16 protein-coding genes are annotated in these 19,157 nt (G+C 40.2%); all 16 read right to left on the reverse strand.

Translation table 11 applies throughout. From position 1 onward, the window contains the following. Positions 1–35: 35 nt before the first annotated feature. Positions 36–1,250 carry an ATP-grasp domain-containing protein gene (locus BOD01S_RS19515; protein WP_036152472.1) on the reverse strand — a complete coding sequence of 405 codons (1,215 nt, stop codon included), beginning with the start codon at positions 1,248–1,250 and terminating at the stop codon, positions 36–38. A 33-nt stretch (positions 1,251–1,283) separates the two neighbouring features. Continuing rightward, positions 1,284–2,750, reverse strand: coding sequence for a lipopolysaccharide biosynthesis protein (locus tag BOD01S_RS19520; RefSeq protein WP_052124739.1), 1,467 nt, complete (start codon positions 2,748–2,750; stop codon positions 1,284–1,286). A 60-nt stretch (positions 2,751–2,810) separates the two neighbouring features. Beyond that, a complete protein-coding gene (locus BOD01S_RS19525; protein WP_036152470.1) occupies positions 2,811–4,157 on the reverse strand; it encodes an O-antigen ligase family protein in 1,347 nt (448 codons plus the stop codon). Beyond that, positions 4,147–5,346 (reverse strand): glycosyltransferase, encoded by a 1,200-nt coding sequence (locus BOD01S_RS19530; protein WP_036152469.1) that lies wholly within the window; start codon positions 5,344–5,346, stop codon positions 4,147–4,149. Before BOD01S_RS19530 ends, BOD01S_RS19525 begins: the two co-directional genes overlap by 11 nt. Positions 5,347–5,389: 43 nt before the next feature. Next, entirely contained in the window at positions 5,390–6,457 is a 1,068-nt protein-coding gene (locus BOD01S_RS19535) for a glycosyltransferase family protein (protein WP_036152467.1), read from the reverse strand. Beyond that, complete coding sequence (gene wecB, locus BOD01S_RS19540; protein ID WP_036152466.1) at positions 6,454–7,584, reverse strand: non-hydrolyzing UDP-N-acetylglucosamine 2-epimerase; 1,131 nt, start codon at positions 7,582–7,584, stop codon at positions 6,454–6,456. Before wecB ends, BOD01S_RS19535 begins: the two co-directional genes overlap by 4 nt. Before the next feature lie 3 nt (positions 7,585–7,587). Next, positions 7,588–8,697, reverse strand: a complete 1,110-nt coding sequence (locus BOD01S_RS19545; protein ID WP_036152464.1) for a polysaccharide biosynthesis C-terminal domain-containing protein — start codon at positions 8,695–8,697, stop codon at positions 7,588–7,590. 15 nt (positions 8,698–8,712) lie between these two features. Next, positions 8,713–9,750, reverse strand: a complete 1,038-nt coding sequence (locus BOD01S_RS19550; RefSeq protein ID WP_036152462.1) for a polysaccharide biosynthesis protein — start codon at positions 9,748–9,750, stop codon at positions 8,713–8,715. A 17-nt stretch (positions 9,751–9,767) separates the two neighbouring features. Then, positions 9,768–10,970, reverse strand: a complete 1,203-nt coding sequence (locus tag BOD01S_RS19555) for a glycosyltransferase family 4 protein (protein ID WP_036152459.1) — start codon at positions 10,968–10,970, stop codon at positions 9,768–9,770. A gap of 21 nt (positions 10,971–10,991) precedes the next feature. Beyond that, positions 10,992–12,062 carry a GNAT family N-acetyltransferase gene (locus tag BOD01S_RS19560; RefSeq protein WP_036152457.1) on the reverse strand — a complete coding sequence of 357 codons (1,071 nt, stop codon included), beginning with the start codon at positions 12,060–12,062 and terminating at the stop codon, positions 10,992–10,994. A gap of 54 nt (positions 12,063–12,116) precedes the next feature. Continuing rightward, a complete protein-coding gene (locus tag BOD01S_RS19565) occupies positions 12,117–12,755 on the reverse strand; it encodes a sugar transferase (RefSeq protein WP_036152454.1) in 639 nt (212 codons plus the stop codon). Continuing rightward, positions 12,742–13,836 (reverse strand): DegT/DnrJ/EryC1/StrS family aminotransferase, encoded by a 1,095-nt coding sequence (locus BOD01S_RS19570; RefSeq protein ID WP_036152569.1) that lies wholly within the window; start codon positions 13,834–13,836, stop codon positions 12,742–12,744. The genes BOD01S_RS19565 and BOD01S_RS19570 overlap by 14 nt, the downstream gene beginning before the upstream one ends. Positions 13,837–13,955: 119 nt before the next feature. Continuing rightward, the gene (locus BOD01S_RS19575) at positions 13,956–15,794 is read right to left on the reverse strand and encodes a polysaccharide biosynthesis protein (protein WP_036152451.1); all 1,839 of its coding nucleotides are present in this window, start codon (positions 15,792–15,794) and stop codon (positions 13,956–13,958) included. Positions 15,795–16,364: 570 nt separating this feature from the next. Beyond that, on the reverse strand, positions 16,365–17,273 hold the full coding sequence (locus BOD01S_RS19580; protein WP_036152449.1) for an LCP family glycopolymer transferase: 909 nt from the start codon (positions 17,271–17,273) through the stop codon (positions 16,365–16,367). Positions 17,274–17,322: 49 nt separating this feature from the next. Then, on the reverse strand, positions 17,323–18,102 hold the full coding sequence (locus tag BOD01S_RS19585; RefSeq protein ID WP_036152445.1) for a tyrosine-protein phosphatase: 780 nt from the start codon (positions 18,100–18,102) through the stop codon (positions 17,323–17,325). Positions 18,103–18,492: 390 nt separating this feature from the next. Beyond that, on the reverse strand, positions 18,493–19,140 hold the full coding sequence (locus tag BOD01S_RS19590) for an S-layer homology domain-containing protein (RefSeq protein WP_052124737.1): 648 nt from the start codon (positions 19,138–19,140) through the stop codon (positions 18,493–18,495). Positions 19,141–19,157: the final 17 nt, after the last annotated feature.

The raw sequence follows: 19,157 nt of genomic DNA on the forward strand, positions 1-19,157 counted from the left end.
TTTTGAACTCCTTTATAAAAGTCCTGTGTTTTTTACTAGCATCTTATATTGATATCTTCTACAAAAGCCTGTATATGCTCGTGCAGCCTTTTAGTTTTCTCCTTCATTTCACATATGGAGGAAAATCTTAATACCATCAGACCCAAATAGACATGTCCATCTAAGGATGGTGAAACTCTTTCACCAAGGTTTACAGTCAAATAAGAAGTGACAACATTGTTTTTTAATTCCTCCGCAATCTTAATTTCCTTAAATATACCTTTCCTCTCACTGTGCAAGACATAACTTGCCCAATATCCTTGGGGCCTTGCCATCATTAGGCTACTGCAATTTTCTCCTAAAGCGGCCTTAATCGTATATTCAATTAAATCTACCCCTGTTACACATTGAATAAGGTCAGGATTCCAGTCCCCGCCATTGCGCGCCGCCATTTCTATTAAGTAGACATTTTCCTGCTGATCTACTCTTATATCAAAGTTGTAGGCGCCTGTTTTCATTTCCAATAATCCGAGAAGTCTCTGTATTTCTTCATGTACGCTGTTTTGAATACGCTCGGGCATGATTGAGGGCCATGTAGCTGTAATAGAAACAAAGGGATTAGCGCAATTCACTGAAAAATATTCGTTCGAAAAACTCCGGAACACTAATTTCCCGTTCACCGAAAAGCCGTCCCCACCGATATGAGGACCGTAATTTTCAATATATTCCTCGATGATAAAACGTTTAGTTTTTGAAAACCGTAAAGCAATTCCCGCCTTTTCTTCGAGAAGATATATGGAATCGATTTTTGAAATCCCTTTACTTCCCGATGAATCAACCGGTTTGATCATTACAGGCAAAGTAAAGCGATGAAAATCAGCCTTGGCCTGATCAACGGAGCTGTATGCTTTTGCTTTTGGAATATGAAAATCATGAGCCTGTTGAAATTTCCGAAACAGCTCTTTGTTTGTGATAGTTTCCACAGACTTGTACGGGTGAGACGGTAAACCTAGCTTTTCAGCCACATAGGCTGCTGTTAGCACACCCGAATCGGCAGCATAACTGACAATGCCGTCAATCTGCAAAGACTTTGCTACATGCAATACAGCCTCTTTATCTGTTGTGCAAATATTATAGTATTCATGGGCATATTTCTTTCCCGGCGCCTCTTCCAACGTATCGCAGATGATAATATAGCAGCCCATGTCCCTAGCCTTTTTAATAGCAGAAATTTGGGATTGGGCTCCTCCAAGCATAAGTAGTTTTTTCAAACGATTACACCTCTTTATCTCTCATGAACCTCTTCATTCTATAGTCAGTCTCCCTTCACTCTTTATCATATGTTTCATAGTGAGGAGCAGATAAGTGAAGGATTCTACTTTTAATACGATGGCCAGCCCTATATATAGCGCAGCACCTATAATTATTTGCAGGAAAATGGTCAGCATATCCGGCAATCCGGCCAAATGGATACTATAGACTATCGTTCCTACGCTTAATGCTAAAAACAACGAAGGCAGCACATCCCTTATTTGAGCAACCAAGCTATAATCCAGCAGTGCCTTCATCGGCCAGGCATCTACTATCGTTGTGAGAATGCGGTTTATTAATACGCCAACTGCCACCCCATAAACACCAAACGGCAAACTACTAACCAAAATGATGGTTCCCATAATGAATTTTACAATTTCCAGCTTTAAAAAAAGATCACTTCTCCCAACAGCTTTAATCACATGTAAATTAGCTGAATCAACCGTCCATAATGCATAGTAACCACAAAAAATTTGAAGAAACACTGCTGCAGGAAGCCATTTTTCTGTAAACAATAGTCTTATTAACGGCTCTGCTATTACAGCTAACCCCATCATTAATGGAAATAAAATAAAAGAACTGGTAACAATGGCTCTTCGTATCATTTCCTTCATTCTTTCTTTATCATCTTGCCGGGAGGCCAAAGCCGGGAACATGACGGATTGAATAGAGCCATTGATATTGGATACTAAAATATTTGGTAATTGGGCGCCCCTGCTGTAATACCCCAGCATCACCGGGCTAAATAACTTGCCAATCACAAAGCTTTGAAGGCTTGTATAAAGATTGTAAATTAACGTAGAGGCCACCAGTTTCCAGCCAAACGAATAGAGGATGGATATATGTTTTGTCGAAAAAAGTAATTGAGGTCTCCATTTTACCGAAAACCATAGGAGGACCGTTACGAGTAATTGATTTGTCAGCTGTTGAACAACTAATGCCCATATGCCAAATCCTGTACAGGCCAACACCACTCCTGCCAGCCCAGCAAATACAGCGGCCGCCAAACTGCTTTTAACCAGTTTTTTAAATTGCATGCTCCTCGCTATAACGGCATATTGAATGGAATTACATACACTTATGAATACGGTTAAAGATAAGATTCTTAAGATAGCTTTTAACTGAGGAGCTTCAAAATAGAGAGCTGCATATGGAGCTGTAAAAAAAAGAATAATATATAATAGGCATGCAACAAGTAGGTTTAAAAAGAAAACGGACGAAAAATCAATGTCTTCTACCTTCTTTTTTTGGATAAGTGACTCACAAAAGCCGCTATCAGCCAGCAAAGTGGCTATACTGATAAAAACAGCAACGATTGCTATAACACCATAATCCCCAGGCGTAAGAAGACGGGTAAGAATAATCATCACGAGTAATTGAATAGCTTGCGTTCCTCCTCTTTCAAGGAGCTTCCAAAAAAGAGAATGGATAATAGTCGTTCTAGTTATGTCACCGTTCACTTTTCTCCTGCCTTCTTTCCAAATTAAAAAGGGATGATTAGCTTTTACTTTTCTATATAGCTATAACTCCCTCTGCTCTGCGCTTTTTTCTACATAATCCTTTCCAACGAGGAAAAGTAAAGGAATTAGAAAAAATTCATCTGCAAATAAAATATCCAAAGCAAACCAAGACCCGAAGCAGGAAATAGCTAAAAGTATAATACCTATCCTGGAACCTCCAGATAAATGGGGGATTTTAGGTTTACCGGCTGAAGATAATAATTGGATCATCCATAATGCTAGTATGATAGAACCGGCTATTCCCAACTGATAAATAATTTGGACAAAGGTATTATGAGCAGCATACATGATTCCTCCTGTATAAACCTGTGTCATTCCTTGCCCAAATAGTAAAGCAATAGGGTGATGGGTAAAATAGGAGATATAATCTTGAAGAATGTCACTCCTCCCTGTAGTAAAGGAAGAAATGTCACTGACAACCTGAAAACGCACCCTATACATTTGAATCAGTTTTTCAAAGAACGGTGACTTACTAATAAAGACAAGAGCTACCGCAAAAGCAAGCAGCACCGAGATTTTAGTCAGAGCTCTCCCTTTTTGGCTAAATACAAAGAACAGCCATACACCGGCCGTCGCCCCTAACAATAACAGGAACATCTTGGATACGGATAAAAAGCCTAGATAAACAAGCGTAATAACAAAGAAAAATAATAACACTCTTTCATAATATCGTTTGTTAAATACGAGGATGAGCAGCCCGCAAATGGCCGTTAAAATATGCGCTGCATAATAATTAGCATCTCCATAAAAACCACTCAGCCTTGTCAGGCCGCCTGCTTCCCAACTCGAAACCTCTATATACCTTAGCATATGGGGGTAGCTCATTAAGATTTTAGCCGAGAAGCTTGCTGACATGATGCCGGCTGAAAAAAAGATGATACACTCCCCAAAAGATAATTGACTTCGGTACAGATAAAAATAGGTAGGAATCAAAACAAGCATGACAAGAAAAACCACATAGCTTAGCGAGATGTCATACCCTGACACTAACTTCACAATCATTGTATAAATCGTTATGATGCTCACCAGCAATAAATTTTGCAGGGTTAATACCGCTTTTCTTTCAAAAAGCTCTTTTGTAAGAAGGAAACAACAAAAAAACAGAAGAAAAGCAATGGTATAAAAGGTTGGGCCGTCAGCATTGAATTTCATGATAGGAGACCATGGCAAATAAAAAAGCATAAGAGCCAGGAATTTTGCCCCCCTGCTGATCAACAGCAAACTAAAAAAGATGAAAATGCCACCCATAACAATGGCACTGCTATTCATTACGTGACCTATAGAAATGATAAGCACATCGAGTAAACAAAAAATCAATACTAATCTATTCTTTTGCTTATCGTTCATTAGCATGCTCCCCGTTTATTACAGCATCTAATTGTGCAAATATGGATTCTTGGGAGAACCGTTGTTTTTTCAGCCCCTCTCTGATGTGCTGCAATTCCTCCCTATTCCTTAAAATGTATTCAAGCCCTTCCTTTATGCCGGCCGTCGAATTTTGACAAACCCAGCCTGCCCTGCATTGTTCCACCATTTCAATTGCTGATATTGTATTTGTGGTCAGAATAGGAAGCCCTATACATTTTGCTTCTTCTATTACCATCGGAGCTGCTTCATGATATGAAGGCAGCAAAAACAAATCGGCGTTTTTCATATATCTATATGGATTTTCCTGTTCTCCATGAAGAAGTATTTGCCCTTCCAGGGATTTCGAAAAGATACGCTCTTCGATATATTTTCTTTGTCTGCCGTCCCCGATAAGATGCCAGCAGATTTCATAGCCTTTTTCCAATAACTCCTCTATAACATCAATAGTCCTTATAATGCCTTTTTCTTCACTCAGGCGGGCTACCGTTATAATCGTAAATTTCCCTCTGTCGTATGGAACCGGGGAGCAGTCAGTCTTCTTTTGAACATCGATAAAATCAACGCTGTTTTTCACACTGTACGTTGTAGACGATAGAGATGGAATGGCCTGTAGAAATTGCTTTCTGCAGCCTTCGGAAACAGCAATAATATGGTCAAATTGACTATAGAGCTTTTTATTCCGAGGTGTATTACCTCCGTATTGCAAGTAGTCGCAATGTATATAGGCAATCTTTTTCACAGCATCTATTTTCTTTAAGACGAACTCGTTACATCCCCCGTAAAACGATCTACTATCCGGGCTCTGGACATAGGAAATCGCCGCATCATAACCCTTCAGTCGTTTTTCTGTAAAAAGCAGTAAAGATAGCGGTAATCTATTTGTAAACATCCTCGTCCACACTACGAGCAATGCACGGAGAAGACAGAGAAATCTGCCTTCCTTTTTTGCCTCTGCCTGGGAAACAGCTAACAATTTCAGGAAGGCGTTCGCCTTTATTATGTTTATTTCCGCTGGTAATTCAAAGATGTATTTTCCGCTGTAGCTATATATAAATAATGTTACATCGTACTTATCCGCAATTTCCTTTAAAAAATTTACTAATGCTTTTTGAATCCCGCCGGTAGCCAGGTTATTACTGACAATGATCAATCTTTTTTTACGATTCATCACACCCCCCCTTATGAGGAAACCAGCCGCCATTTATATTTTTTCAATGTTGCTGACTATATTGGCGGCACAAAAATTCAATCAGCCGATTTTTAAAAATGGCATTCTCCTCCAACACTTTCGAAAAAAAGGCTGTCCTTCCTTTCTGATATGCAGCCAAATCAAAATTCTTTACATAATCGTTTATTACTTGGTCAATGTTGTCCAATGTATCGGCTGTCAATCCTAATTGATAGAATGAAATTTGCTCTGCCAAATAACTTCCCTTTAAAGTGATCAGCGGCTTGCCATATAAAGCAGCATTGTATAGCCTATTTGGCAATGCTGTTCGATTATTAATACTATCATTCAATCGGAAAACATTAACCAAATCACTGTTTTTATAAAACAAGGCTTCCTCCTCAGCATAATATCTCCCAGTCACAGAGACATTGTAGATATGGTTTTCCTTTATATATTTTTCCAGCTGGCCATTAATTTCTCCCTCACCATAATAATTCAGCTGGAAGCCATCATTGTTTCTCAGCTTATACAACAGCTTTTTATTGATCTTTAAATCTCTTGTTGCGCCGATAGTATTCAGGCAGATTTTTTCTTTGCCGGTGATGTTTTGAGCCGGTCCCATTTCTGTAATGCTTGTTATTTGTGTATTATGATTGATGGCATACTTATCACTTTCCGGAAGCCAAATTTTATATCCTGAAGAGGATAAGACCACATGATTAGAAAACGCGATTATCTTGTCCATATCAAGAAACCTTAAAATTTTATTGTAATCCCGTACGTCTACTATAAAATTTCCTTTAAAGCCCTCAAGTAAAATGTCCCTAAGAAAGAAGGTCAATTGAAGCCCAAAGACAATTACCTTATCATAACTCTGTCTCTTTAGCCGTTCGACTATGAAACGTTTATATCCGGCATAGTCGAAAAAGCTTCTTTGATGGCCCGTTTTTCTGTCTCTATATGTGTTATTATCAATTCCCTCCATGTGGAACCTGTCCCAATTAATAATGTCGTAATCAATCTTCTGTTCCAGTAAAATATGCTCGTAATTTTTTACATAGGGCATATAGAGCCTGTTCGAAGGGCAAATTAACGCCAGCCTCATCATTCAGGGTGCCCCCAGACCCTACGTTTTACATAATCCGTGTATGACAAAATGATTCTCAACACTTTATCTGATACATTCGGCATCCGGTAGTCCTCCACTAGTCGAAGTGTGTCCTTTTGCTGTGTTTCTAATATATGCAGCCCCTGCAGCACCCGCTCTTTTTTTAGTCCTACCATCATGACCGCTGCTTCTTCCATCGCTTCCGGTCTTTCATGTGCCTCCCGTATATTGAGCGCCCGGAAACCTAAAATAGACGATTCTTCACTAATTGTCCCGCTGTCGCTAAGAACAGCCTTTGCCTCTAATTGAAGCTTTATATAATCATTAAACCCTAAAGGTTTGATCGTTTTAATGAGTGGATGAAAGACAACCTTTTTTTCGTTCATCCTCTTTTGTGTGCGGGGGTGTGTGCTGACGATGACCGGCATTTTATATGTTTCGGCAAGCGTCTGCAATGTATCAATGAGTGCTGCAAAATTTGATTCTCTATTAATATTCTCTTCTCTATGTGCAGAAACAACAAAATACCCTTCTTCTTTAAGCGCCAGCCGCTGTAAAATATCGGATGATTCAATATCATTCACTCTGGAATTTAGTACTTCATACATCGGACTCCCCGTTTTAATGACTTGATCCGCCGGGAAGCCCTCGCGCAGCAGGTATTCTCTTGCTATATCGCTATAAGTCAGATTGATATCCGCCACATGGTCAACGATTTTCCGGTTTGTTTCTTCAGGAACACGCTGATCAAAACAGCGGTTGCCTGCCTCCATATGAAAAACGGGGATTTGTCTTCTTTTCGCTGCAATGGCACATAAACAGCTGTTTGTATCACCTAATACTAAAAAAGCATCCGGAGCTGTTTCTTCTAATATGGGATCAATTTTATTTAACATATTGCCAATTGTTTGAGCAGGTGTACTGGCAGCTGCCTCCAAGAAATAATCCGGCTTTTTCAAATGAAATTCCTTGAAAAAAATCTCATTTAATTCGTAATCATAATTTTGCCCCGTATGCACAAGCGTATGATCAATTGCATCTGACTGTTCCAGCTTGTTGATGACTGCCGACAGCCTGATAATTTCCGGCCTTGTCCCTACCACTGTCATTACTTTGAGCTTCCTCACCTCTTATACCTCCAAATAGTACGTATCCGGCTTTTCAGGATCAAAGCATTCATCTGCCCATATAATAGTAATGAGATCTGTATGGCCAATATTCACAATGGAGTGTGTATAACCTGTAGGAATATCCACTACCTGCATTTTTTCTCCACTGACATAATATTCTATGATTTCCTCGCTCCCCAGCTTTCTAAAACGAATGATTCCTTCCCCACCTACAACAAGAAATTTCTCATTTTTTGAATGGTGCCAGTGATTTCCCTTCGTAATGCCTGGTTTTGAGATATTGACAGATACCTGCCCTCTATCAGATGTTTTGATAAATTCAGTAAAAGAACCTCTATGGTCCAGATTCATTTTCAAATTATATGCAAATTGGTTCTCAGGTAGAAAGCTTACATAAGTGCTATAAAGCTTTTTCGTCAGGCCATCCTCCATATCGGCTATGTGTAAAGTCTCCCTATTTGCTTTAAAGTTTTCTATCAGGTCTGCTAAACCGCCAAGTGAGATTGGGTAGGTAAGCGGTACTGCACAGTAAGGAGACTGCCTTGACGGCTCCCCCTTTAATGCACGCAGAAATTCTTCTATCACGTCATCAATATAGCAGAGAGTGAGCTCTTTTTTGGCATCATCGATATAGATAGGCCTATTCCGTGCAATATAATAACAGTATGTGGCCACGACAGAATTATAGTCCGGCTTGCTCCACTTGCCGAACACATTCGGCAATCTGTACACATATACTTCCGCACCTGTATTGCTTTTATGAAGGAATAAAGCATCCTCCATCGCTCTCTTGCTTTTCCCGTATGGATTGTCCTGCCCCGCCTGAATAGAAGAAGCCGCTACAATCGGGGCTTTATTTCCGAATTCCGTGAGCAATGCTAGAAGTCTTTCAGTAAACTTGTAGTTTCCTTCCATAAACTCACCTTCATGCATCGGTCTATTTACCCCGGCTAAATGAAAGACAAAATTACACTCTTTAGCATAGGTTTCCAGCAATGCTGGATCTTCATCTTTCGTATAGCTTAAAATGTCATGAAACCCTCTGTTTTTCAGCTCCGCAATCAAATTCTTCCCGATAAATCCGCCCGCTCCTGTTATAAGAATTTTCAACGTGTCACTCCCTGCTTAGTTCATTACCTGTACATGCCGGTTCCACTGCCATAGCTCCTGCTGGATATATGGAAGCTGCAGCAGTTTTTGCTTTACTTCTTCTATCGTTAAAAGCTGCGTATTGTCAGAATTATATTCCTCCATGATGGTTAGCTCCGGGTCGCCTTCATCAACATATTCCTTGTAATTGAGATTCCGTTGATCTGGAGGGATGATATAGAAACGTCCTGCATCCTTTGATGCCGCGTATTCTTCCTTTGTCAGAAGGGTTTCGCATCTTTTTTCACCATGTCTTGTACCGATAATTTTGATTTCATTCGCTGCATTAAATAGTTCCTTTACGGCCATCGCCAGATTGTGAATCGTACAGGCAGGAGATTTCTGGACCATTATGTCCCCCGGCTCCCCATGTTCAAAGGCAAACATCACCAATTCCACTGCTTCCTCCAAGTTCATTAAAAACCGTGTCATATGTGGATTTGTAATCGTTAAGGGCTTGCCGCTTTTAATTTGTTCGATAAAAAGCGGAATGACAGAACCACGGGAGGCTATCACATTCCCATAGCGCGTACCGCAAATCAGTGTCCTGTCGGCAGATACGGTTTTTGCCTTGGCTACGAATACTTTTTCCATCATGGCTTTTGAGATGCCCATGGCGTTGATCGGATAGGCTGCTTTATCTGTCGACAGGCAGATCACTTTTTTCACATTATGTTCTATAGCAGCATTCAGTACATTTTCCGTGCCTAAAATATTTGTTTTTACCGCTTCTAGCGGAAAGAATTCACATGACGGCACTTGCTTTAACGCAGCCGCATGAAAAATATAGTCCACTCCATGCATCGCATTTCTTAAACTATCCATCTGCCGGACATCCCCAAGATAAAACTTCAGTTTCTCGCTGTTATATTTCTTTCGCATATCGTCCTGCTTTTTTTCATCTCTGGAAAATATACGAATCTCCTTAATATCCGTACCGAGAAACCGCTTCATCACGGCATGGCCAAAAGAACCCGTGCCGCCTGTAATTAATAAGGTTGCATTTTTAAACACTATTGTCCCTCCTTTCGTTATTCAAAATGATTCATAATGATTTCATAGGAATGTCTGGCCGTAAAATTTTCCTCCAAATACTTTCTGGCATTTCTGCCCATCTCTTTTCGTATGAGAGGGTTTGTCAATTGCCCCATTTTTTCATTGAATTCCTCTATATTTGCGCTGCTGCTCCATAGACCAAAATGGCCTTGTTCTAGAACTTGTCCAATATCTGTATGTTCATCTGTTGCTGCGAGTACAGGGATTGATGCCTGCATATACGAAAGGATACGAGACGGGAAATTCGGAATGGTAAAACGGTGATGGAGAAAAATAAGGCCTACATCACAGGCATTAGCCAATAATTCATATTCACCTTTTGGTAACTCTCTAATGAGCTTTGCGTTTGGAGGCCGTTTTCTCTCAAAATAGGCTGCTATTTTGTCAAATTCCGTTCCGGTCCCGACAATGATAAAAAAGGCTTGGTCATTGGACTGATTCGTTTCTATACATTGCAGCAGGAAATCAATTGCCTGAGGTTTACCTAAATTACCGCCGTACAAAAAAATGGGCCGGTCTGATGGAATATTGTATTTGTTTCGGATACTATTTATTTTGTCTTCATCCTTTTGCATTGTAAGCGGGGTAATACTATTAGGGCATATTTCCAGGATAGCGGGTGATAGCTGCGGGTTGTGGGTTTTTATAAAGTCTACATTTGCCTGGGACATACAGCCAATGACATCCGAGGTGCGATATAATTTCTTTTCTTTCATTCTGAAATAGTGATAAATAGGGCTGCTTTTGTGGAGCATATTTAGATCCACTGCATTTTGCGGAAAAATATCCTTTAAAAGTAAATAGGTTTTTGCGTTATCTCTTTTTTTGATATAACGAATGACTTTTTCAAATGTAACAGGCGGGGTAGAATAAATTACTAAATCAAAAATGATATGACTCAAGTAGGTTTTAATAGCCTTTAAAAACTGATGCTCAATCATCAAGGTGGAGATGCCCTTTTCCAGAAGGTGATTTTGTGTAATGTTGCCAATTTTAACTTTGAGGAGATGGACCCCATTTTCCATTGTATATTCGGTAGGCTTTCCTAAACGTTTTTCCCTTGCATACATAATATATACGTCATGCCCATGGTCGCGGAATTGCCGCATCAGATCAGAATATATTCCCTGCGTTTCGATATTGTCCATACTTCCCAATGATAGAAACAAAATGTTCATTTATCTACCTCACCTATCACATCATTTCGAGAAGGATGAGCGATAGAGAGGAAAGAATAAAGCGGACTCATCCATTCGTTCCCCCCTTCTTCTCATGTCCAACAGGTAATCGTACACTTCTTCATTAAATATTTTTTTCCCAATTGAAAAATGGGTCTGCGAGTTTTTATTAAAACCTTCTTTGAACTGGTAAAGAGAGTCTTCTTTACTGCCAACGCCTCCTCCCATATGAAAGCTTTCAAATCCATGTTCACTTCCCCAGCATGCTATTTCATACATTAACAAGTTGGTAGGGGCAAGATGTGAAAATGCTTCTTCCGATGCGGATAAATGATGATGCATTCGTCTATTTCCATAGAGCACCAGCACCATCGCTATCTTTCTTCCTTTGTATACCGCATAAAAAATAACGGAATGGTCCGGCAAGTCGTGCAGCACACTTTGGTAAAATGCTTCGTTAAAATAATAGTAATCTTGCGCATTGTTTTTCTTCATTGTCTGTTCATACATCCGTTTAAACTCTTGAAACAGCTCAGGCTCTCTTCCACTATATACTTCCACGCCGGCCTCATGTGCCTTTTTTATCCATCTTTTTTTATTGTTACGTAAGTCTTCCCATATACAATGCGTTGAGGTTAATGATACGGTAATTGTTTTGCCAAGCGGCTTTATCTTATAAAGGCTTTTAGCAGCTTCCGCATTTTGTAGGAGAGGGTGGAAGCGTACAAATTCACTAATGATTCCTGCTTCTTTACAGTAAGCACTATATTCATCAGCTAAAGCGTGCATGGCAGAAGTTGTAGCTGATCCTTCTATCAAAAAACCGCCATATCCATACGGCGTAGCGAAATCATAAAAGGTATTCGCCGGCAGTTTACCTGTAAACTGTTTATCATCAGCTATATCTCTTTTCATCACCACATTGATAGCTTTCATATCTCCTGCTTCATAGTAAAAAAGTGTGGGTTCACCGTCACCGTGTATATTAAATGCTTTTACATAGTTTGCTAAATAGTAAACATCATGCTGCTCAAATCCCTGCACGATCGTATTCCATTCATCTTGCTCATCCAATGTTAAGATCGATAGCATGTCTCTCCTCTTTTCATCAAATCTTGTAAAGTCCAGCTATATTCATACTTGAATTCAACCGGATGTTGCCTTCTGTTTTGCTTTTCTATATTGGTCAAAATCGATTGGTGTATCGACACCCAGCTCCCCAACATCGGTTCTTTCGATTACTTTCTTCAGTGTTTTTATCATGATTTTTATATCATTGGCTAATGTAATATTCGTTATATACTCCAAATCGTATTGAAAGCGCTGCTCCCAAGAGGCTGTATTACGCCCGTTAATTTGTGCCAATCCCGAGAGCCCAGGCCTTATAGAATGCCGTGCTCTTTCCTCATTCGTATAATATGGCAAATATTCTACGGCTAAAGGCCTCGGACCTATAATTGCCATATCTCCTTTAATAATGTTCAGCAGTTCCGGCAGCTCATCCAAACTAGTCGATCTTAGGAATCTGCCGAACTTTGTAAGCCTTCTTTTATTCGGAAGCAGCTGTCCTTTTGCATCCCGGGCATCTGTCATCGTACGAAATTTATACAATGTAAATATCTTTTCTTTGTAGCCTGGTCTTTCCTGTTTAAATAGGACGGGGCTGCCCAGGTTGATTCTTACTAAAACGGCGATCACTAGTAAAAGTGGACTGAAGAGAATGAGGGCAACAGCCGCTAAAAAGAAATCCATTAGCCTTTTCCCGTACTTTTTATATAGCTGCATGACTATTCACCACTTTTTTTATTATCGCTGCTATCTTTTCTAAATCCTTATCGATCATCTTCGTATCGGAAGGCAGGCAAACCCCATGGGCAAACAAGTTTTCTGCCACATCCTTACCTATAAAATCATAGTTCTTAAAATAAGGTTGTAAGTGCATCGGTTTCCACACATGTCTTGATTCGATATTTTCCTCTTCGAGTGCTTCTATTATTTCGAGTGGACTTATCGTCCCTTTTAACAAAACTACACTTAGCCAATAATTTGGCTTTGTCCATTCATCCACCGGCATAAAAGCTAAGCAATTCAGATCACTGAGCTCCTTCTTATAAAATTCAAAAATATATTTCTTTTTTTCTATTCTTTTCTCCAGCACATGCAGCTGCCCTCTCCCGATGCCGGCTACAATATTGCTCATCCGGTAGTTATAACCGAGCTCGCTATGCTCGTAATACCTTGCAGGATCTCTTGATTGAGTCGACCAAAATTTTACTTTAGCTATCCGTTCTTCATTATTTGAGACGAGCATCCCGCCTCCAGAAGCTGTGATAATTTTGTTCCCGTTAAATGAATAAATTCCGTAATCTCCGATGGTGCCTGTGTATCTTCCCTTATAGAGAGAGCCAAGGCTTTCGGCGGCATCCTCAATGACCGGGACACGATATTGTCGGCAAATTTCCATAATGGCATCCATATTCGCGCACAATCCATACAGGTGTACAACTAATACGGCTTTTACATTGGGGTAGCGTCGGAACGCCTCCTCCAATGCCTCCGGACTCATATTCCATGTGTCTTCATCACTATCAATGAAAACCGGAATTGCTTGCTGATAAATAATTGGGTTGGCTGTTGCCGAGAAGGTGAATGTTGGGCAAAATACTATATCTCCCTTCTCTACCCCTATCGCCTTTAGGGCCATATGGATAGCCGCTGTGCCTGAAGAAAGAGCTGCTGCTGCGTTACTTCCCACTCTCCAGGCGAGCTGCTTTTCAAATTCATCCACATTTTCTCCATTCGGAGAAATCCAATTTGTCCGGAATGCTTCTTGTATATAGGCTAGTTCATAACCTTCCTCGCTCATATGAGGCGATGCCAAATAAATCCTTTCCTGATCTTGTGGTTTATACGCAGGCCGGTGGGCAGCCGCATGTTGAAAGTTTGTCAAACGCCCTCTCCTCTTTATTTAATATATAACGGCGATTAAGCAATCGTCCTTGGGGCAAATTCTTCGTTATTCAGCCATTCCCCATTCGCTAATTTCATTACTTTTTGCTGTATTTCACTCGCAGAAAGGAATTCCAGCTGCGCAAATAATCCAAGCAGTACGTGTTCTTCAGGGCAATGTGCCCTTCCTACATGAATTTTAGGATGAATATACTCCTCCTGGATTTCTTCAGCATTCAGCAATTCCTCAAACATCTTTTCTCCGGGACGTACGCCGGAAAATTCAATATGGATTTCCTCCATTGTATAACCCGACAGCCGAATAAGGTTTTTCGCTAAATCTATTATTTTAATAGGCTCTCCCATATCGAGGACGAACACCTCCCCTCCACGGGCAAGTGCACCAGCCTGCAGGACAAGCCGGGCAGCCTCGGGAATAGTCATAAAGTATCGCGTCATCTCTGGATGCGTGACGGTTACCGGCCCCCCTGCTGCAATTTGAGCTTGAAATCTGGGTATCACACTGCCACGCGAACCTAATACATTTCCAAAACGGACAGCTGCAAAGTTTGTGTTACTGTATCTCGCTAAATTTTGTATGATCATTTCCGCAATTCGTTTTGTTGCCCCCATAATATTTGGCGGATTTACTGCCTTATCTGTAGAAATCATCACAAAGTTTGCCACACCATATGTATGGGCTGCTTCCGCTATATTTTTTGTTCCAACTATATTATTTTTTATAGCCTCAGCCGGGTTGCTTTCCATCAGGGGAACATGTTTATGCGCAGCAGCATGATAAATAATGTCGGGCATAAACTCTTGTACGACTTCGAAAATCCTTTTCCTATCTTGGATATCTGCTATGACTGGTACAAACGATATTTCCTCATACTCTTTATTTTCAGCCAGTTCCGTATGAATGTTATAAATGGAATTTTCTCCATGGCCCAATAAAATAACCCGGTTCGGTTTGAACTTGGAAATTTGACGGCAAATTTCAGAGCCGATCGATCCTCCTGCCCCCGTTACCAATATAGCTTTTTCAGCTAATTTATTGAAAAGAGCAACCATATCAAGCTTTACCTCCTCCCTTCCAAGGAGGTCCCCAATCTTCACCTCTTGCATATCATTGACAGATACTTTTCCGATAATGATATCCTCCATTTTAGGCATGATTTTGATTGGTATATTTGTACAGATACAACGCTCATACATTTTACGAATCCCTACCTTCCCAAGAGAAGGAATAGCTAAAAAAATCTCATCTATTTTTTTCTCTTCTACAATCCGGCCGATATCCTTTGTCGTGCCGTAAACTTTGATATCCATCAGTTTCATTTTTTGTTTATGAAGATCATCGTCAACAAAAGCAACTACCTGGTATTCCGTCAATGGATCCCTTTTGATACTGCGTAACAACATCGTACCCGCTTCCCCCGCGCCAATTACAAGTACCCGTTTTAGATTTTCCTGTGTTTGAAACAGTGAGCGGTCATGCAAAACACGCAATAAGAATCTTGATCCTCCAATCATGACCATATCTAACAGCCAAGTAATGGCGATAACCCGGAATAGGATATCCTCTTTCATAAAAAATTGAATGCTGCTTGCAATCAGCACCGAAAATGTCACTGCATACCCAATTGCCAGCAGTTCTTTAATTGATGCCACACTCCATATCCGATTGTATAGGTGAAAAAAGTAAGCCATAATATGATGACTTACGAGTAATGTTAAAGAGCTAATTAAGATAACCGAATTAGAATGAATAAGATGAGCCGGGTCAAGCAGCCAATAACTAATGAAGATTACGGACAGGACAATAAGAGAATCCAATATAAAGAAAATGGAATACCGTAGGGTGGAATTCATTATCTACACCTCTTTTATCTGCATATAAAATAGTAGATTTCTCTTTAGCTGCGAAAAAACAGCTTTTTGTGTTCTATAAACTAGCTTTCTCTTTTCTCCGTCAACCCTCACACTAGCTTGTCCCCGCTTCCAGTATCTTCTCCGGCCCCACTTTGCTGTTCTAGAACGAGGATTATAACGTCTCAATAGTAGAAGGAGAGAATGGATGTCCATTATTCTTTATAACACAGATAATTTCAATCTATTTCCTTCTATCGCAATAGAATCTGCTAGCTGAAGAAAAGAGACTAATAGCATTTGCCGGCGGGCAGTACTTCAATAAAAATATGGGGGATGTATCTTTTATCTTCGTTGATAGACCATCCGTTTTTCAAATCCGTGCATGGTCAGGAAGGATTAGTGAGAATTATAGAACTCACACCCATTTTATTAGGGCAGGTTGATAAATATTACATAAATTTTCGACATTTATTCAAGCTCTTTACTTGTTATCCTTCCAGCTTCTTTCCAGACATTAGAATAGAAAGTGTTCAAGGGATATCTATAAATTAAAAAACTGCCTTCTTCCGGCTATTCTATTTCCAAATGCTGCTGCAACGTGCTCTGAATATTTTTCAGCTCACCCTCATCCGGCAAGTAATAATAAATCCCGTCCAGTCTTGTGCTGGAGCCGTTATTTAAATACAGCTGTTCAATCGTCTGAAAGCTGTTTCCGTAATGCTTGCGAATATTCAGCAGCTCGTCAAATTTGATATTCATTTCCATATTTTCTTCTAATGTTTCAAAGATCGATTTATAATTGAAAATCGTGTTGACTGACAAACTCTCCTTCAGGACGCCTTGAATGACCTGTTTTTGCCTGTTTTGCCGGCCAAAATCACCTGCTGGATCTTCATAACGCATCCGGACATACTTCAATGCTTTATTACCATCCAACTCGATTTTACCGATTGGGAACTGCTCCCCGTCGTATGAAAAGTCCAGTTCATTGTTTACCGTTATACCACCTACAATATCAATAATTTCCTGAAAGCTCTTCATATTGATTTTCGCGACGTAATCGACTGGAATATCAAGCAGGTATTCAACAGTATGCTTGGACATTTCCATCCCGCCGTAAGCAAAGGCATGATTGATTTTGTCTTTTCTGTCTGCTCCGATAATCTCTGTATACGTATCCCGCGGAATGCTTAAGATTTTCGTCGTACCGAGGGATGGATTGACTGTCAGGACAATCATCGTATCAGAACGGCCAGCATCGCCTTCCCTTTCATCCACTCCTAATAAGAGAGCTGAGAAAGGCTCCTGCTGCTTGACATCCACCACTGCTTCACGTTCAGCAGGTATTTCCTGCGCAAGAGGTGTATAGAGCTTTTCGGCAGTCGTTTTCACATCACTGTACACCTTCACCCCTACGCCAATTACAACAATACAGAGGGCAATTCCAATTACGCCTGCCCATTTTATCCATTTTCGCATTCATATCCTCCTACATTCCTGCTGTTTCAACAAGTTGTCTACTCAATCATCACTTTTTGCTGCCTATCTTCAAAGGCCACCATTTTTTAGCCTGCTTTACACATGGTTCTTCTATGAGCAACGGTTTATTTCCAACAACCCGTGCGTTGTTTTCCAATAGCAAATCAACTGCATCAAGCTCCCCTTTTTTCTCTAAATAATGAAGGCCTTGCCGAAACAGAAAAGGACGGGAAGTAAGATTATGGACATCAGAACCATATGTGTGTATTAAATTCGCCTTTAGTAAATCCACTGAGCATTTCTGGACAGTACGCCCAAAATGTCCCGTCAAGCTGCCCGCTGTAAGCTGAGTAACGGCGCCTTCCTTCACTAAACGTTCTAGAAGGGAAGGATTTTCTATAATCGCTTTATTTCGTTCTGGGTGAGCAATAATGGGTGTCAGTCCTTCATTAATTAAAGACCTGATAATATGAATGGTATAATAGGGAACCGTGTAGGAAGGCAATTCTAATAAGAAGTAGTTCGAGTGGGCCAGCGTATGAAATCGCTTTTCTCGATAAAGGATCAGTAACTCTCCAGTCAGCCTTACTTCATGCCCTTTATGTAGAATAAGGGGCATATTCGCTTTTTCTATTTCATTTTGCAAAACAGCTAATCGTTTCTGTATTTTCTCCTTTTGGACATGATAATGAGGGTGAGCATAATGAGGGGTAAGTATCATTTCAGTAATACCTTCATGTATAGCAGCAGCAGCTATTCTCAGTGATTCTTCTATAGTACGCGGGCCATCATCCGCCTGCCAAAGCAAATGGCTGTGTAGATCAATCATGTAGCAACCCCTTTCTTAACATAAGAAGATAGTGCTAACCCCCCTTCTTATACATACTTGCCCTTTTTATGTATGAAAAGGTGAAAAGCTGTTATAAGACCCTAAATCTCCTTCTTTGGAAGCTATGCATACTACTCTATAGTCTTATTTTTCTTTCAATAAATAAACAATGATTCGCTCCTTTAACACGGAAAATATAATTACCATTTACACATTACTATATACACTTTTAACCAAAATATTCATTTTTCTTCAAAAAAACTAACGTAGAATTTCCCTTTCGCAGAACGTTTAAATAGTCCTTCTTTTTCATTGATAACTAAGCACAAACACCCCCATACAAGCCCACGTTTTACGTGCACCTATATGGAGGTGTTTCCTATTTAACCATTACTTTTTAGATATGTCTTCGCAACGCAGGACGAATGAGGCAAGCTGTCCGCGTTTTACTGGAATATCCGGGCTAAAGGTCGATTTAGATGTTCCCCTTGTGATGCCCAGCTCGTATAATGTGTTGATGCAGTTACTATATTCGGAGTTATTCACATCCGTAAAAGGCGTATTAGCACTAGCGGTTTCTTTGAACTGGAATGCTTTTACAAGGACTTTAGCCATCTGTCCGCGTGTCAGCGGAGCATTTGGACGAAATGACTTATCTCCATAGCCGTTTAAAACACCTGCTTTAGCAAGTGCTGCAATACCATTATAGTGAGAGTTGGCCACTGTTACATCCGTAAAGCCCGGATTTGGAATATTTATAGGATTAATATTCAATATGCTAGTAATAATGCTGGCAACTTGACCGCGTGTCACCTGTTCATTTGGACGGAATGTCCCATCTTTATAACCTTTAATGACTTGCCGGTTTGCTAACTTGTAAATGCTGGAAGAGTGAGTATATCCCTCATTTACATCTTTAAACTTATAGCTGCCGGACCTCCCGTCTCCTGGATGGGCATCAACACTGACTGGAATGATAACAGAAGCTGTCATAAGTGAGGCTGTAGCAGCTAATGCGATAACTTTACTTCGATTCATTGGTATATCCCTCCATA

The sequence above is a fragment of the Lysinibacillus odysseyi 34hs-1 = NBRC 100172 genome, from assembly GCF_001591965.1.
In the GTDB taxonomy this organism is placed as follows: Bacteria; Bacillota; Bacilli; order Bacillales_A; family Planococcaceae; genus Lysinibacillus_B; species Lysinibacillus_B odysseyi.

What these genes read in the sequence shown, in the direction of transcription:
- BOD01S_RS19525 (WP_036152470.1), bottom strand. Translation starts at nt 4,157, where the DNA reads ATGAACGATAAGCAAAAGAATAGATTAGTATTGATTTTTTGTTTACTC.
- BOD01S_RS19530 (WP_036152469.1), bottom strand. Translation starts at nt 5,346, where the DNA reads ATGAATCGTAAAAAAAGATTGATCATTGTCAGTAATAACCTGGCTACC.
- BOD01S_RS19535 (WP_036152467.1), bottom strand. Translation starts at nt 6,457, where the DNA reads ATGATGAGGCTGGCGTTAATTTGCCCTTCGAACAGGCTCTATATGCCC.
- BOD01S_RS19555 (WP_036152459.1), bottom strand. Translation starts at nt 10,970, where the DNA reads ATGAACATTTTGTTTCTATCATTGGGAAGTATGGACAATATCGAAACG.
- BOD01S_RS19560 (WP_036152457.1), bottom strand. Translation starts at nt 12,062, where the DNA reads ATGCTATCGATCTTAACATTGGATGAGCAAGATGAATGGAATACGATC.
- BOD01S_RS19565 (WP_036152454.1), bottom strand. Translation starts at nt 12,755, where the DNA reads ATGCAGCTATATAAAAAGTACGGGAAAAGGCTAATGGATTTCTTTTTA.
- BOD01S_RS19570 (WP_036152569.1), bottom strand. Translation starts at nt 13,836, where the DNA reads ATGAGCGAGGAAGGTTATGAACTAGCCTATATACAAGAAGCATTCCGG.
- BOD01S_RS19575 (WP_036152451.1), bottom strand. Translation starts at nt 15,794, where the DNA reads ATGAATTCCACCCTACGGTATTCCATTTTCTTTATATTGGATTCTCTT.
- BOD01S_RS19580 (WP_036152449.1), bottom strand. Translation starts at nt 17,273, where the DNA reads ATGCGAAAATGGATAAAATGGGCAGGCGTAATTGGAATTGCCCTCTGT.
- BOD01S_RS19585 (WP_036152445.1), bottom strand. Translation starts at nt 18,102, where the DNA reads ATGATTGATCTACACAGCCATTTGCTTTGGCAGGCGGATGATGGCCCG.
- BOD01S_RS19590 (WP_052124737.1), bottom strand. Translation starts at nt 19,140, where the DNA reads ATGAATCGAAGTAAAGTTATCGCATTAGCTGCTACAGCCTCACTTATG.